A 12,970-nucleotide genomic window follows, 5' to 3' on the forward strand; every position below is an offset into this window, starting at 1 on the left:
AATACGAGAGGCATCAGGCCGTTCGTTGCGCGGTGCTGGCCTGGTCGTCACCGAGCAGACTGTCGAGCGAACGCAGCCACTGCCCGCTGTCGGTCTTGTCCGCGAGCCCTTCGGCGCGCAGGAGGTCGCGGAGCTGCGCGTGCGCACCGACGATGCAGAGCGTCATCCTGCGTGACGCAAGCTCGTCATGGAGATCATGCAGCATGCGTGAGCCCGCGAGATCAATGTAGGGCGAGGCCGAAAGGTCGCAGACGACAAGGTGGATACGCGGCGCGTTCCGAAGCGCGGCCAGGACCGTCTCCAGGATCGTCTCGGCATTGATGTAGAGCAGCGAGGCCTCCGGGCGGAAGGCGATGATGCCGACCAGCGGCTCGACGTCCTCGTGCCTTGCGGCGTCGGAATAGCGGCCGCTGCCCGGCAAGCGGCCGAGGAACGCGACGTTTGGCCGCGATGCCCGCGCCAGCAGCAGGAAGATCGACGCGATCGAGGCCAGCAGCACGCCCTGGAGGATGCCGAGCAGCAGCACGGAGATCAGCGCGATCGACGCCGCGTAGAAATCGATCCGGCTGACCCGCCACATCCGGATCAGAGCGCGGACATCGACCAGCTTGTAGACGGCAGCAAAGACGATGGCTGCGAGCACCGCCTTGGGCAGATTGGTGAGCAGCCCCGTGAAGAACAAAAGGCACAGGCCGAGCGTGACCGAGCAGATCACCAGCGCCAGCGGTGTCCGCGCGCCGGCGCTGTCGTTGACCGCCGATTGCGACAGGCCGCCGGCGACCGGATAGCCGTGGCCGAAGGCGGCGGCGAGATTCGCGGCGCCCAGCCCCAGGAACTCCTGCCGGACGTCGAGCGCATAGCCATGCTTGGCAGCAAAGCTGCGGGCGGCCGAGACGCCTTCGATATAGGCCAGCAGCACGCCCCGGCAGCGAGCGGAAACAGGTCGTCGAACTCCAGCAGGCCGAAGGTCGGGATCCCCAGCGCCGGCAAACCTTCCGGTATCTTCCCGGTAACGGGCACACCGAGCCCGGGGAAGCCGAACACCGTCGCCACCACGATCGCCAGCGCCACGATGGTGATGCCGACCGGCTTGCCCGGCAGCAGCCGTTCGCCGAGCAAGAGCAGCAGAAGTGCGACCGCGCCGATGGCGAGCACGAGCGGGTCAATGCCGCCGAGCTGCCCGGCCAGCTTGACAGCCCGGTCGAAGAAATTGTGCCCCCCGCCGGCCACGCCGAACAGACTCGGTAGCTGGCTCATGATGATGGTGAGCCCGGCCCCGGCCTTGAAGCCGACCAGGATGCTGTCGCTGACGAGGCGAACGAGGACGCTGAGCTTGAACAGCCAGGCGATGAAGCACAGCGTTGCTACCGCAAAGGCCGCAAGGCTTGCGATCTGCGCATAGCGCACCGCATCACCGCCGGCGAGCGCGCCGACGGTCGCCGCAATCATCAGGGAGATTGCCGAGGTCGGACCGATCGCGAGTTGCCGCGACGAGCCGAGCAGCGCGTAGCCGAGGCCACCGAGCATGTAGCCGTAGACGCCGATCTGCGGCGGCAGGCCCGCGAGCGCTGCGTAGGCGAGCGAGACCGGGATGGCATAAGCGGCGAGCGTGATGCCGGCGACGGCGTCGGATGGCAGCCACTCGCCGCGATAGGCGGGGAGCCAGCCGAACGGCGGGAAGAAGCGCGTCCAGCCGGGATCTGGCTGCGAATTCATCCGGTTACCTCGCGTGGCGCGGTTTCACAGCGCAATAGAACAATCAGCAACGCGATCACGGGAATGCCGAGCGCGAGGTTGGGAATGGTCTTGGTGGCGTAGGCACCTGCTGCAGCGCCGAAGCCGAACACCGCGCACAAGGCGAAGAAAATGCCCGACTTGCGCAGCGTGCCTGGCGGCGCGCCTCCGTACACAGCCGCAAAAATGTTCTCGACGGCCTGGCGCATGTTGCCCGTGATCATCACGGTGCTGCAGATCGTGCCCTCGACCTTGATGAACATGCCCGACTGCATGGCGGCGACGACCGAAATGCCAAGCGTTCCGGCCAGGTCAGGCAACCGATTGTGCAGGATGCCGATCGTGATCAAGAGCACGATCTCGACCAGCGTGCTGATCGCGCCGGCCCGTTCGCCGGCAACACGACGCAGCCACGCGGCAATCACGATGCCGACCGCGAAGGCCAGGATCGGCGGCACGAAGTGAAATGCCTTGGCCCAGTTGCCGGCCATTGCATGGGCCCAGAGGAAGATCAAATTGGCGGTCTGCGCATTCGCCAGCACGCCGTGGATGATCCAGGTATAGGCGTCGATATAACCGCCCGCGAAGGCGAGCAGCAATACGATCCCGATCGTTTCATCGCGGCGGATTGCTCCGGCTGCGACGTCCAGGGTGCTCATGTCGGCAATACGGGCTGTCGCGAATTCTCCATGGCTACATAGGCTTCGGCTCGTCCCTGCAAAGGCTTGATCTGGATCAAGCAATCTGTTCCCGCCGCCAATCAAATCCGCCCCAAAGTGTCGGGGGAAATGCGACCATGGACACCGTCAGGTGGATGATCACCACCGCACCGGAAATCTTCCTGCTGCTGGCGATCGCGATCGGCACCATTCTCGGCCGAATCAAGGTTCGCGGCTTCTCGATCGGTACCACCGCCTGCATCCTGATTGTCGCCGTCCTGATCGGGCAGCTCGGCAGCTTCTCCTTCCCGCCGATCCTCCGGGTGGTGCTGTTCAGCCTGTTCGTCTTCACGATCGGCTACCGCTCGGGCCCGGAGTTCTTTGCCTCCTTGAGCTTCCGGACGTTGGCGCAGGTTGCGCTGGCGCTGGTGATCGGCGGCACGGGCCTGGTGCTCGTGCTGATCTTTGCCCATGTGTTCAAGCTCGATACCGGAATGGCGGCAGGCCTCACCGCGGGCGCGCTGACGCAGTCATCCGTGATCGGCACGGCGTCGAGCGCGCTGGCGCAGCTAGGGCTGCCCGCCGACGTCTTGAAGCAGCAGGAAGCCAACATCGCAGCCGGCTACGCCGTGACCTATGTGCTCGGCTACATTTTGACGCTGCTGTTCGTTCCGTTCGTCGCACCGCGGCTGATGGGAATAGATCTGAAGGCGGAGGCAAAGAAGCTCGAGGCGGAGCTTGCCGGCGGCGCGCCCGCGAAGACGGACAATCTCTCCTATCGCAAATTCCAGGCGCGCGCCTATCGCGTCTCGGCCGCCGCAAGCCGGACGGTCGGGGCCATCGAATCCGAGATCGGCCACCGCACGGTGGTGGAGCGGATCGTCCGCCGGGGCGCCGATATTGCGCCTCGTCGCGACGCTATGCTCGAGGATGGCGACGACATCGTCCTGACCGGCCCGACCGCCGCCATCGTCGAGGCCGAGCCGATCATCGGCGAGGAAATCGACGCCGACGCGCTGCTGCGCAGCCTCCCCGGCAACGTGATCGAAGTGCTCGTGGAGAACAGCAAGCTGCACGGCCGCTCGATCCGCGAAGTCGCTGAGATCGTCGGCGATAACGCGCGCGGTGTTTTCCTGCGTTCCCTCACCAGGATGGGCCGCGAAGTGCCGCTCGGGCCCGACACACGCCTCTATCTCGGAGACGTCATGACGCTGGTCGGGAGCACCGGCAATATCGCGCGGGCAACGGCGCAAGTCGGCCACGCACTGAACACCGGCGACCGCACCGACATTGCCTTCCTTGTCGCCGGCATCGCCGTCGGCCTCATGGCGGGCCTTGCCAGCTTCAAGGTCGGCGCGGTCGCGCTGACCCTTGGCGGCGGCGGCGGCGCGCTGATCGCGGGCCTCGTCTGCGGCTGGATGCGCTCGCGCAAGCCCACCATGGGCGCGATGCCGCCGGCGGCACAGCAGACGCTCAGCGACCTCGGCCTTGGTGGCTTCATCGCTGCGATCGGCCTCGGCAACGGCCTCGCCGCCTGGTCGGCGATCCAGACGCATGGGCTGCTGCTGGTCGGCATGGGCGTTGTCGTCACGCTGATCCCGATGACGGTCGGAACGCTGGTCGCCTACTACGTGCTGCGCATGAACCCGGTGGTGACCTGTGGCGCGCTGGCCGGCGCCATGACGGTCGACGCCGCCGTCACCGGGGCCTGCGATGTCGCCGAGAGTCAGACGCCGGTACTCGGCGTCGCCGTGCCCTACGCGGTCGGCAACGTCGTGCTGACGGTGCTCGGTCCGATCGTGGTGGCCGCAACGTTTTCGGGTTGAAGGAGGTCGCGATGCGTCGGGACTTGGCCGCAATCATCCGCCTTTTGGCGACGGCGCTTCTCGCTCTTCTCGTCTTTGCCGCGCCCGCACGCGCCGAGGATGAGATCCGCATCCAGGAGGAGATCTGGGCCCTGCCCCTGCCGCTGCCGATGTTCGCCTATCTGGTGCGCCCGGCCGGCGACGGTCCCTTCCCGCTGGTCATCATGAATCACGGCGTCTCGCTCAACCCGAGAGATCGCAGCTTCTTTCCGCTGGTGGAATTCCGCGACGCCGCCAAATGGTTCGCCAAACACGGCTATCTCGTAGTTGCGCCGGTCGGCAGCGGTTATGGCGCGCAGGCGATCGACATTCCCGAGCGCGCGCTGTTCGGCCCGTTCTTCTCCAAGGTCGGCAAGTGCACCAATCCCAACTTCCATGATGCGGGGCTTGCGGTTGCCCAGGTCGACCTCTGGATCATCGACTACCTGGCCGCCGAGAAGCGCATCATCCCGAAGGACGTGATCGTGGTCGGCCAGTCCGCCGGCGGCTGGGCCTCGATCGCGCTGTCGAGCGCGAACCCGCCGCAGGTGAAGGCGATTATCACGTTTGCCGCCGGCCGCGGCGGCCGAGTCGGCGGCAAGCCCAACAACAATTGCGCACCCGACAGGCTGGTCGAAGCGACCGCGGATTTTGGCCGGACCTCGCGGGTGCCGATGCTGTGGATCTACATCGAGAACGACACCTTTTTCGGCCCCGAGCTGTCGAAGCGCATGCATGCCGCCTTCACCAGCGCCGGCGGCCGGGCCGAATATCATCTGATGCCGCCATTCGGCGACGAGGGGCATTTCTTCATCGGCTCGCCGGACGCGATTCCGCTCTGGTCGCCGCTGGTGACGAACTTTCTCGATGCGCAGAAGTGAGCCCAAGCTTCGGAGACGCGACCATGCCTCGCCCTCTTGATCATCTCTCGGGCCTCCTGATCGTTGCGGTGTTGGCGAGCGCGACGAATTCAGGCATCGCCGCACCGGAGGCGGCGCAAGCCGAGAAAGCCGCCGAGGTCGCAACGCGCGGTCAGCGCGAAGCCAGGGATATCACCTATGGCGATTGGCAAAAGCTCTGCTTCAAGGCCGGCGGCGCGCCGATGCTGTGCCGGACTTCGATCACCGGCAAATTCGCAACCGGCCAGACCGCGGTCCGCGTCGACCTGATCGAGCGCGAGGACGCCCCCACCGTCCGCCTGCAATTGTTCGTACCTGTCGGCATGTACCTGCAACAGCCGCCGAAATTGAGCGTCGACCAAGGCGAGACCTTCCGCGTGCCCTATACTTGGTGTCTCACCAATCTATGCGTCGCGGCCGACGTAGCGGCGCCACAGGTGATCAAAGAGATGGAAACCGGTAAGGCGCTTCTGCTCGAACTCGCCGATTCGAATCTTCTTGCCGTGACGACCTCGATTCCGTTGGCGCAATTCGCCTCCGTCCGCAAGGGCGCACCAACCAGAACGCTCGAGCAATACATCGACGAATGATGACCAGAGTGGAGTTACGAGATACGGGCGCGCTCGACGGATTCGATCAACGACTGCGCCGCAAAGGGTTTGACCAAATAGGCAACGCAGCCGGACGCAAGCGCCGCAGCACGGCTCGCGAGGCTGTCATTACCGGTCACATAGATCACCGGCGCCACGACGCCCTTCTCAGCCAGTATTCGCCGCACCTCGATCCCGGACCTTCCGTCAAGATTGATGTCGAGAATGATGCAAATCGCGGTGTAGAACTTGCCATGATCGAGCAAGGCACCCGCGGTGTCGAACAGCGTGGTGTCGAAACCGTGTCGTCGCAGGAGCCTGTCCATGCTGGATCGCATGGACGGATCGTCGTCGACGACAAAGACGGACTCGCGCAGGGGCAAGGCGATCTGCCTTTCCGGGAGATGACGCTACGATAGTGGGATAATGAATACGATTGCTCCGCGTTCCGAGCGGACCTCTGTGCACTATTGCACACGGCTCGCCGTGCACTGTCAACACGGCTCAGCATTGCCCTTTGGGGAAGTCACAACGGGAACCGTGCCGCGGTGACAAAGCGGCTAATGGTGGTTCGGATCGAGCATTCCGAGCCGCTCTGCGATCGAAACCAGTTCCGCCAGCGAATGAACCTGCATCTTCTCCATGACTTGATGGCGATGCGCCTTCACCGTGCGTTCGGTGGTTCCGAGCTCATGCGCGATCTGTTTGTTGATCCGGCCACGCACGATGAGATCGAACACCTGCCGCTCGCGCTGCGTCAGCGTGGCCACATGACCGCGAAACGCATCAAGCTTGCTGCGCTGGGCCCGCACCGTTTGCTGACCGGCCAAGGCGCGCTCGACCGCATCGAGCAGCTGCTCGGAGGATATCGGTTTGGTCAGGAAGTCTTCCGCACCTGCCTTGATCGCACGAACGGTGGTTGCCGTGTCGACATGACCGGTCAGGAAGATGATGGGCAACATCGAACCTGACGCGATCAACCGGGCCTGCAGGTCGGGACCGCTCAGTCCCGGGATCCGCACGTCGAGCAGAATACACCCCGCCTGCTCGTCATTCGGCACCGCGTCCAGGAGTTCCAGCGCTGATGCATAGGTCGCGACCTCGTATCCCGCGAGCTTCAGCCGACGCTCGATGGCGGTCCGAAAGGACTCGTCGTCGTCAACAACGTGAACGAGGCCTGGCACCTTTTACCTCTCGCACGAGATTTAATGAGAACGGCTCGACGTCCCCCTCAATCTTCAAGGTCATCTTCGCGTTTGGAAGTCGGAATATCTGCTTCGCGAAATGTCGCATCTCCACCGCGATAAGCTTCTCATCCCGCGCAGCAATCGCCGGTGCTGTCCTTTGGTACAATGAACCTTGGGACAATGGATTGAACTACCACCTTGGTCGAAAATCAACTGCGGCGGGAGTGGATGGCGCGGCGCATTTCCGGCCGAGGATATTTCGTCTGACGGACCAATTCGGCGGCAAGCTGAGGAGTTGGCCTATGTTCGTTCGCATCACAACAGATCCCACCCTGCGCCCCAACACCCTCCGCGACCTCGGCATGACAAGTCATTCAAATGCGCTGGTGAATTTAAGCGAATTCTCGTACCGAAAGGGATCTGAGATCTACGGCGAGAAAGAGCCAGCCGAGTATGTTTACCAGGTCAAGTCCGGCGCAGTACGAAGTTACAAGCTGCTGTCGGATGGCCGCAGGCAGATCGGCGCATTTCACCTCGTCGGCGACATCTTCGGGCTCGAGAACGGCAGCGAGCACCGGTTCACGACGGAAGCCATCATCGACACCACGGTGCGCCTGATCAGACGGCAAAGCCTCGAAACCGTGGCCGAGAGCGATGTCATCGTCACCAGAAACCTGCTCAGCATGACCACAGATAACCTCCAGCATGCGGAAGACCACATGCTGCTCCTCGGCCGCAAGACCTCCCTGGAGCGGGTCGCGGCGTTCCTGCTCGAAATGGATAAGCGCCTGACGGCCGCCGGCATCATGGCGCTCCCGATGTCGCGACGCGATATCGCCGACTATCTCGGCCTCACGCTGGAGACCGTCTCGCGCGCTCTCTCACGCCTGCATGACCTCGGCGTTCTCGGCTTCATCGGAAACACCCAGCGCCAGATCGTGCTGCTGGATCGGGACCAGCTCGGCAGCCTGGATCTACAGCCCTGATCTGCGGCTCCATTCGTTGCGCCCGTTTCGGTCCCCGGATTACGACCTTGTAAATCCAGGTGCCTTGACGGCTTCGAGATGGTCGAGCGTCTTGCGGAGGACCTCGAACAGCACGGCCGCCGACCATCCAAACAGCAGCACCCCGTTCATGGCTGTCAGGGGGCCAATGAGCCGCCATTCGCGAACAGGCGTGACATCGCCGTAGCCAAGAGTCGTATAATTGACGAAAGCAAAATAGATCAGCCCATGCTCCGCGGCTGCCGCCCCGACAATGCCGTAAGTCGCGGCCCATATGAGGACTTCCAGTATGTGCGCGGCCATCAAAACCACCGCAGTTGCCATCATCACGCCCATCAAATGCGGTCTCGGCCGCGTCGGGTGACGCAAACCTGCGCTGCGGGCTATGTCGATCGCAACGACAGTCGCTAGCGCGTGCACGGCGATACTGACCAGGCTAACCAGCGTGCCGACAAGAAACTGGAGCATCATAGCTTTCCACCGCAACTCAACTGGCTCGTCATTGTCTTCGGTCACCGAATTCCGAGACGGCTGTGCCGCCACGGTGAGCTGTTCGGCTGTGCGTATCTGGACGCGGCCGGCAAATGTCGTGATTGATCCACGTCAATGTAGACCGGTAGGCCGATCTCACACTTGGCTGGCGTGTTTCAGCGGTGGATGGGCTTCGGCCCTAAGCCCACGTGAAACCAAGGTCACGCAGCGCGCCCGCCTGGCGCACTGTGTCTCGGGTCATCCCTGAACGAGCCGAGCGCTTCGGCACTGGGCATCCGTGAACACGAGGCGTAACCATCGACGATCGCCCGCGCCCGATGAACAAGGCTCCCAAATTTTCCGAATCGTCGCACGGCGTGCGACACAAAAGCGTCGTAAGAGACCCGGTTTGCTCTGCCGCGGAATTAAAAAAGGCCCTTGCGGGCCAATTTCTTAAGGGTGGTGGGCGCACCAGGGCTCGAACCTGGGACCCGCTGATTAAGAGGCAGCCCCGGGTTGAGCACAATCAATGACTTACTTGTCGCACCACTGGGCTTATCCGACCGAGAGTGGGTATTCGTCGCACGATCAAATTCATCGCGCTGCCTGATATCTCAACACGCGCTACCCTGTCGGGTGCGACACAGCCGTTGAGGATGGGTAATACTGTTTTACCGTGGCCGACACATGTTGCCTGCGATTTAGTGCTGCGTGTCAGCTTCGAGCTATTCCAAGCAAGCCATGGTGAAGGCAGCAAGAGAGGTCTATCTCGTCGCCGACTCCACCAAAGTGAATAGAAATTCGTTCACACGGCTCGGCGGACTCGATCTGATCCAGGCCTTTATCACCGACGACGGCCTTTCCAACGTCGATGCAAAGGCAATCGAGCGAATGGGAATCAAGATCATTATCGCTACTTGACCTGGCAAAGCCATCCAGCAAGCCGAACAAACGGATTCGCCCCAAAGGAGGACGGGCCCTCTTGTCAGAGGCCCTGCCGAGCGCTGTAGCCGCGGTGAACCAATTCACGGTCGGCCTGGCGTTGCAGTATGCGAAAGCGGGCATCCCCGTGAATTTAGTGATGGACGACACCCTCCGTATTCCTGAGAGAGACGAGGTTGAAGCGCGTTCAAGACCAATTGCTCGATGCCGGCCCGTCAACGACTGTGACTGAGCTAGCCTTCGGGGCCGGATTCACTCATCTTGGCCGCTTCAGTGAGACCTACCGCAAGGCGTATGGAGAAACGCCGAACGAGACACTCGCTCGTTCGAGGAAGTCATCCCGACGTGGGAAACCAAGAAAGGGGCCGCCTTGAGGTGCCGTCGGGTACTTCCATAATCTACCCCCGTTCGCGCGGACATATTTTCGAAGCCGTCGAAATCCATCGGCCCCAAGTTGAGGCCCATCAAGGGCGCTTGCTACGTCGTACACCAGCGGAAGAGCTACTCCGATAGTTCCAGCCAAAGACGCACGAGCGCAGCCTCCGGCGTCAACCTCCCGCCATTTTTAACACCGCTCTTCCAAAGCAAAGCACCTGCGGCATACGCACCGGGCACAAGGCCTCCATTTTCGCAGCTGCTTACCGCGACAATACGACAGCCACGGCTCGTCGCGTCGGCGAACGTACGAAGCAATTCCGGGCTGTGCATCAGCGTCCCGGTACCAAAAACCCGGAGTACGGCACCTTCGAGCTGGCGGAGAGCCGCATCGATGGCCGCCACGCAAACGCCAGGCGAAAGGGTCAGAATGGCGAGCCGTCGTGGCAGGAAGCGACGCGGACGAAACTGCGCAAATTGTTGCTGACAGCTTTGATCGTCGGTTTCCCGGAAGGATGCCGGCCCGATTGAATGATGCTTGACCAGCCTTCGAGCGCACAGCAGCCTGCCATCAAAGGCCAGCCAGACACCTGGAGGCCCCGAAGCAGCACTACGAAGAGCGAAACGCAGATTCTCTTCCGCATTCTGCCCTATTCCCAGAGGCTGCATTGAACCCGTGAAGACCACGGGAAGGTCAATGCCTTCGAGCGCGTACGATAAAGCGGCACACGTGTACGACATTGTGTCCGTCCCGTGCACAATGACGACGCCATCATATCGCCGCGACATGATCAACTCGATCAGTCGATTCCATTGCTCTGAACTGAAGTCAGCACTATCGACAAGCGGAGTAAACGAAACAACGTTTAGCCGCGCGGCTGCAGGAGCGAGTAGACTAAAAGCCGCTTCGACGAGCCCCGAAGCCGGCACGAGGCCATTCGGCCCGTCCGCCATGCTGATTGTGCCGCCCGTATTGATCGCCAAAATGTCCCGCACGTCTGATCCTCGATCATCAGGCCGACGGGGCACCCGTCCGCAAATCACGGCACCGGTGCTGGCGAAGTTGCCCGATTTGTCCCGGCACCGTCAGCATGCAACCACATTGACCGCGAGCCCTCCAAGGCTCGTCTCCTTGTATTTGCTGCTCATGTCCGCACCAGTCTGTCGCATTGTTTCAATAACAGTATCCAATGAGACGACCTGGTCATGTGCCTTCAGCGCAAGCCGAGCAGCGTTGATCGCCTTGACCGCGCCCATCGTGTTGCGTTCGATACAGGGAATCTGGACCAGGCCGCCAACAGGATCACAGGTCAGCCCAAGATGATGCTCCATGCCGATTTCGGCTGCATTGGCGACTTGCTCATTGCTGCCGCCGAGCACGGCCGTGAGGGCGCCGGCCGCCATGGAGCACGCAACACCGATCTCCCCCTGGCAGCCCATCTCGGCCGCTGAGATGGAAGCGCCTATCTTGTACAGAATGCCGATTGCCGCGGCCGTAAGCAGGAACTCGCGAGATCGGGACGGCGAGGCGCCTGAACAGAACTTCTCGAAGTATTTGAGGACGGCTGGGAGAACGCCGGCAGCTCCGTTGGTCGGAGCTGTAACGATCCTGCTTCCAGCCGCATTCTCTTCATTTACCGCGAGCGCATAAAGGCTGACCCAGTCCATGCCGCGCATCGGATCCTGCTGATCGGACGACTGGCACAGTGACCTATGCATTGCCGGCGCGCGCCGCCTTACATTGAGACCGCCGGGCAGAATGCCATCCGCGAGACATCCGCGCTGAATGCTCTCCATCATGGTATCGCGCACAAGATCCAGAAACACACCTGTTTCTGTTTCCGGTCTCCATGCGCCTTCGTTCGCCTGCATGATCCCGGCTATCGTCATGTTCTGATGGCGCGCGATCTCGAGCAACTCAGCCGCGGAACCAAAAGGGAAATCAAGGGGATGATTCGGCAGAGACCGGCTGACGCGACCGTCGCCGTCCATGATCGTGCCGCCGCCTATGGAGTAATAAACCCGTTGCAAAACGACGTCGTTGCCATTGAAGGCGGAAAACTCAACGGCATTTGGATGACGAGGCAGGAATTCGTGCTTGCGGAAGTTGAGATGCGCAGCCTGGACGAACAACACGCTCTGGGTTCCACCAAGGCGAAGCTCATGCCGCGTCTGGATGTCGTCGATGATCGACGGAATGTTCTCGGGATCAATCGTCGCTGGATCATATCCCGATAGGCCCAGCATGACGGCGACGTCGGTCGCGTGCCCTTTTCCGGTGAGGGCAAGCGAACCGTACAGGTCAATCCTGACACCGGTGCAGTCCGAGATTTTGTCTCCAAGTTCGTTGACGAACCGGAGGGCTGAGCGCATTGGGCCGACGGTGTGCGAACTCGATGGCCCGATTCCAATGCCATAGATTTCAACCGCCGATATCTGAGCCACAGGGTCGGAAGTAGAACATTGCTGATCCCCACTCATAAAGGTCACTGCTCCGCAACTCTACCGGCGAAACTGCTGATGGAGCATTCTTTAACCACGCCAATAGCTTCGAGACGCAGCAAGAGATTGGCCAGTGCAGCGTCGTCACGCGCCCCGATACGGTAGTTTACCACGCCCGCGCCTGCCTCCATCCGGGCTTCGATCGCCTTGAGTTTAACACCATGCTCGAGCAGAATCGGAGCCGTCGAACAAACAACAGCAAGCGCATCAGTTCCGATCAGATTGATTTCGTGGACCACCTCAGTCCCGGGGAAGGCGGCGCCAACCAGTGCCCAGAACTTGAACTGACGCTCCGTGTGGTTGTCGTTCATGCTCGACTTGCCCACTTCTTCCTGTAATTCCACCTATGCATCAGCGACGCCGCAACACTGAATTTCGTAGCGGCGCCGCGCCTGCAATTGCCTATTGAGAGACCGCGGCTGTAACGATGATTTCCACCAGCACATCGGGTGCGCCCATGTCGCACTGCGCGGTTGCGCGGGTTGGAGCCGCATTCCGCGCAGTCCAAGCGTTCCAGACTTCGTTCATGCCCTCGAAGTCTTTGGCGATGTCCTTGATCCAGATCTGCGCGGTGAGCAGACGGCTCTTGTCAGTACCCGCCTTGGCCAGGAACTCCTCGATTTTTACGAGTGTCTGCCTGGTCTGCCCTTTGATGTCCTGACTGCGATCGTCCGCGGTCATGCCGCCTACAAAGACCATTCCGTTGTAGACCACGGCACGACTGCGACGCTTATCGGTCTCAATGCGGGCGATATCACTCATT

At 61.8% G+C, this 12,970-nt stretch carries 14 protein-coding genes and 1 pseudogene; 6 read left to right on the forward strand and 9 right to left on the reverse strand.

The genetic code is table 11. The annotated features are described in order from the left end of the window. Positions 1-13 precede the first annotated feature (13 nt). Both I3J27_RS27580 and I3J27_RS27585 read right to left on the reverse strand, forming a co-directional pair. Positions 14-1,716 (reverse strand): annotated as a pseudogene (locus tag I3J27_RS27580) (SulP family inorganic anion transporter). Next, positions 1,713-2,393 carry a YoaK family protein gene (locus I3J27_RS27585; protein WP_270172901.1) on the reverse strand — a complete coding sequence of 227 codons (681 nt, stop codon included), beginning with the start codon at positions 2,391-2,393 and terminating at the stop codon, positions 1,713-1,715. The pseudogene I3J27_RS27580 and the gene I3J27_RS27585 overlap by 4 nt, the downstream one beginning before the upstream one ends. A gap of 137 nt (positions 2,394-2,530) precedes the next feature. On the opposite strand from I3J27_RS27585, the gene I3J27_RS27590 reads away from it, so the two are divergent. From I3J27_RS27590 to I3J27_RS27600, 3 genes are read left to right on the forward strand one after another with little or no spacing between them, the layout of a single operon-like run. Further along, on the forward strand, positions 2,531-4,219 hold the full coding sequence (locus I3J27_RS27590; protein WP_270162032.1) for an aspartate:alanine exchanger family transporter: 1,689 nt from the start codon (positions 2,531-2,533) through the stop codon (positions 4,217-4,219). A gap of 11 nt (positions 4,220-4,230) precedes the next feature. Beyond that, positions 4,231-5,118 carry a dienelactone hydrolase family protein gene (locus I3J27_RS27595; protein WP_270162033.1) on the forward strand — a complete coding sequence of 296 codons (888 nt, stop codon included), beginning with the start codon at positions 4,231-4,233 and terminating at the stop codon, positions 5,116-5,118. Between the two features lie 23 nt (positions 5,119-5,141). Continuing rightward, the gene (locus I3J27_RS27600; protein WP_270162034.1) at positions 5,142-5,726 is read left to right on the forward strand and encodes an invasion associated locus B family protein; all 585 of its coding nucleotides are present in this window, start codon (positions 5,142-5,144) and stop codon (positions 5,724-5,726) included. Positions 5,727-5,740: 14 nt separating this feature from the next. Here I3J27_RS27600 and I3J27_RS27605 read toward each other — a convergent pair whose 3' ends face one another. Both I3J27_RS27605 and I3J27_RS27610 read right to left on the reverse strand, forming a co-directional pair. Continuing rightward, positions 5,741-6,109 (reverse strand): response regulator transcription factor, encoded by a 369-nt coding sequence (locus I3J27_RS27605; RefSeq protein WP_270162035.1) that lies wholly within the window; start codon positions 6,107-6,109, stop codon positions 5,741-5,743. 177 nt (positions 6,110-6,286) lie between these two features. After that, positions 6,287-6,910: a response regulator transcription factor gene (locus I3J27_RS27610; protein WP_270162036.1), complete on the reverse strand. Its 624-nt coding sequence runs from the start codon at positions 6,908-6,910 to the stop codon at positions 6,287-6,289. A 305-nt stretch (positions 6,911-7,215) separates the two neighbouring features. Between I3J27_RS27610 and I3J27_RS27615 the strand changes: the two genes are divergently transcribed. Further along, complete coding sequence (locus I3J27_RS27615; RefSeq protein ID WP_270172902.1) at positions 7,216-7,899, forward strand: helix-turn-helix domain-containing protein; 684 nt, start codon at positions 7,216-7,218, stop codon at positions 7,897-7,899. Between the two features lie 39 nt (positions 7,900-7,938). Here the strand turns inward: I3J27_RS27615 and I3J27_RS27620 are convergent, their stop codons facing one another. Then, positions 7,939-8,388, reverse strand: coding sequence for a potassium channel family protein (locus I3J27_RS27620; RefSeq protein WP_270172903.1), 450 nt, complete (start codon positions 8,386-8,388; stop codon positions 7,939-7,941). 741 nt (positions 8,389-9,129) lie between these two features. Here I3J27_RS27620 and I3J27_RS27625 point away from each other — a divergent pair. Beyond that, complete coding sequence (locus I3J27_RS27625; RefSeq protein WP_270162037.1) at positions 9,130-9,309, forward strand: DeoR/GlpR family DNA-binding transcription regulator; 180 nt, start codon at positions 9,130-9,132, stop codon at positions 9,307-9,309. A gap of 218 nt (positions 9,310-9,527) precedes the next feature. Next, entirely contained in the window at positions 9,528-9,704 is a 177-nt protein-coding gene (locus tag I3J27_RS39210; RefSeq protein WP_370691985.1) for a helix-turn-helix domain-containing protein, read from the forward strand. Positions 9,705-9,831: 127 nt separating this feature from the next. Here I3J27_RS39210 and I3J27_RS27630 read toward each other — a convergent pair whose 3' ends face one another. From I3J27_RS27630 to I3J27_RS27645, 4 genes are all read right to left on the reverse strand, one after another. Beyond that, the gene (locus I3J27_RS27630; protein ID WP_270162038.1) at positions 9,832-10,701 is read right to left on the reverse strand and encodes an asparaginase domain-containing protein; all 870 of its coding nucleotides are present in this window, start codon (positions 10,699-10,701) and stop codon (positions 9,832-9,834) included. A gap of 90 nt (positions 10,702-10,791) precedes the next feature. Beyond that, entirely contained in the window at positions 10,792-12,186 is a 1,395-nt protein-coding gene (locus tag I3J27_RS27635) for an L-serine ammonia-lyase (protein WP_270162039.1), read from the reverse strand. Positions 12,187-12,191: 5 nt separating this feature from the next. Continuing rightward, complete coding sequence (locus tag I3J27_RS27640) at positions 12,192-12,518, reverse strand: hypothetical protein (RefSeq protein WP_270162040.1); 327 nt, start codon at positions 12,516-12,518, stop codon at positions 12,192-12,194. A 91-nt stretch (positions 12,519-12,609) separates the two neighbouring features. Further along, the gene (locus I3J27_RS27645) at positions 12,610-12,969 is read right to left on the reverse strand and encodes a RidA family protein (protein ID WP_270162041.1); all 360 of its coding nucleotides are present in this window, start codon (positions 12,967-12,969) and stop codon (positions 12,610-12,612) included. Position 12,970: the final 1 nt, after the last annotated feature.

Source organism: Bradyrhizobium xenonodulans, from assembly GCF_027594865.1.
GTDB lineage: Bacteria > Pseudomonadota > Alphaproteobacteria > Rhizobiales > Xanthobacteraceae > Bradyrhizobium > Bradyrhizobium xenonodulans.

Coding starts and splice junctions, on each gene's coding strand:
- I3J27_RS27585 (WP_270172901.1), bottom strand. CDS start 2,393: ATGAGCACCCTGGACGTCGCAGCCGGAGCAATCCGCCGCGATGAAACG.
- I3J27_RS27590 (WP_270162032.1), top strand. CDS start 2,531: ATGGACACCGTCAGGTGGATGATCACCACCGCACCGGAAATCTTCCTG.
- I3J27_RS27595 (WP_270162033.1), top strand. CDS start 4,231: ATGCGTCGGGACTTGGCCGCAATCATCCGCCTTTTGGCGACGGCGCTT.
- I3J27_RS27600 (WP_270162034.1), top strand. CDS start 5,142: ATGCCTCGCCCTCTTGATCATCTCTCGGGCCTCCTGATCGTTGCGGTG.
- I3J27_RS27615 (WP_270172902.1), top strand. CDS start 7,216: ATGTTCGTTCGCATCACAACAGATCCCACCCTGCGCCCCAACACCCTC.
- I3J27_RS27620 (WP_270172903.1), bottom strand. CDS start 8,388: ATGATGCTCCAGTTTCTTGTCGGCACGCTGGTTAGCCTGGTCAGTATC.
- I3J27_RS27625 (WP_270162037.1), top strand. CDS start 9,130: ATGGTGAAGGCAGCAAGAGAGGTCTATCTCGTCGCCGACTCCACCAAA.
- I3J27_RS27635 (WP_270162039.1), bottom strand. CDS start 12,186: ATGAGTGGGGATCAGCAATGTTCTACTTCCGACCCTGTGGCTCAGATA.
- I3J27_RS27640 (WP_270162040.1), bottom strand. CDS start 12,518: ATGAACGACAACCACACGGAGCGTCAGTTCAAGTTCTGGGCACTGGTT.
- I3J27_RS27645 (WP_270162041.1), bottom strand. CDS start 12,969: ATGAGTGATATCGCCCGCATTGAGACCGATAAGCGTCGCAGTCGTGCC.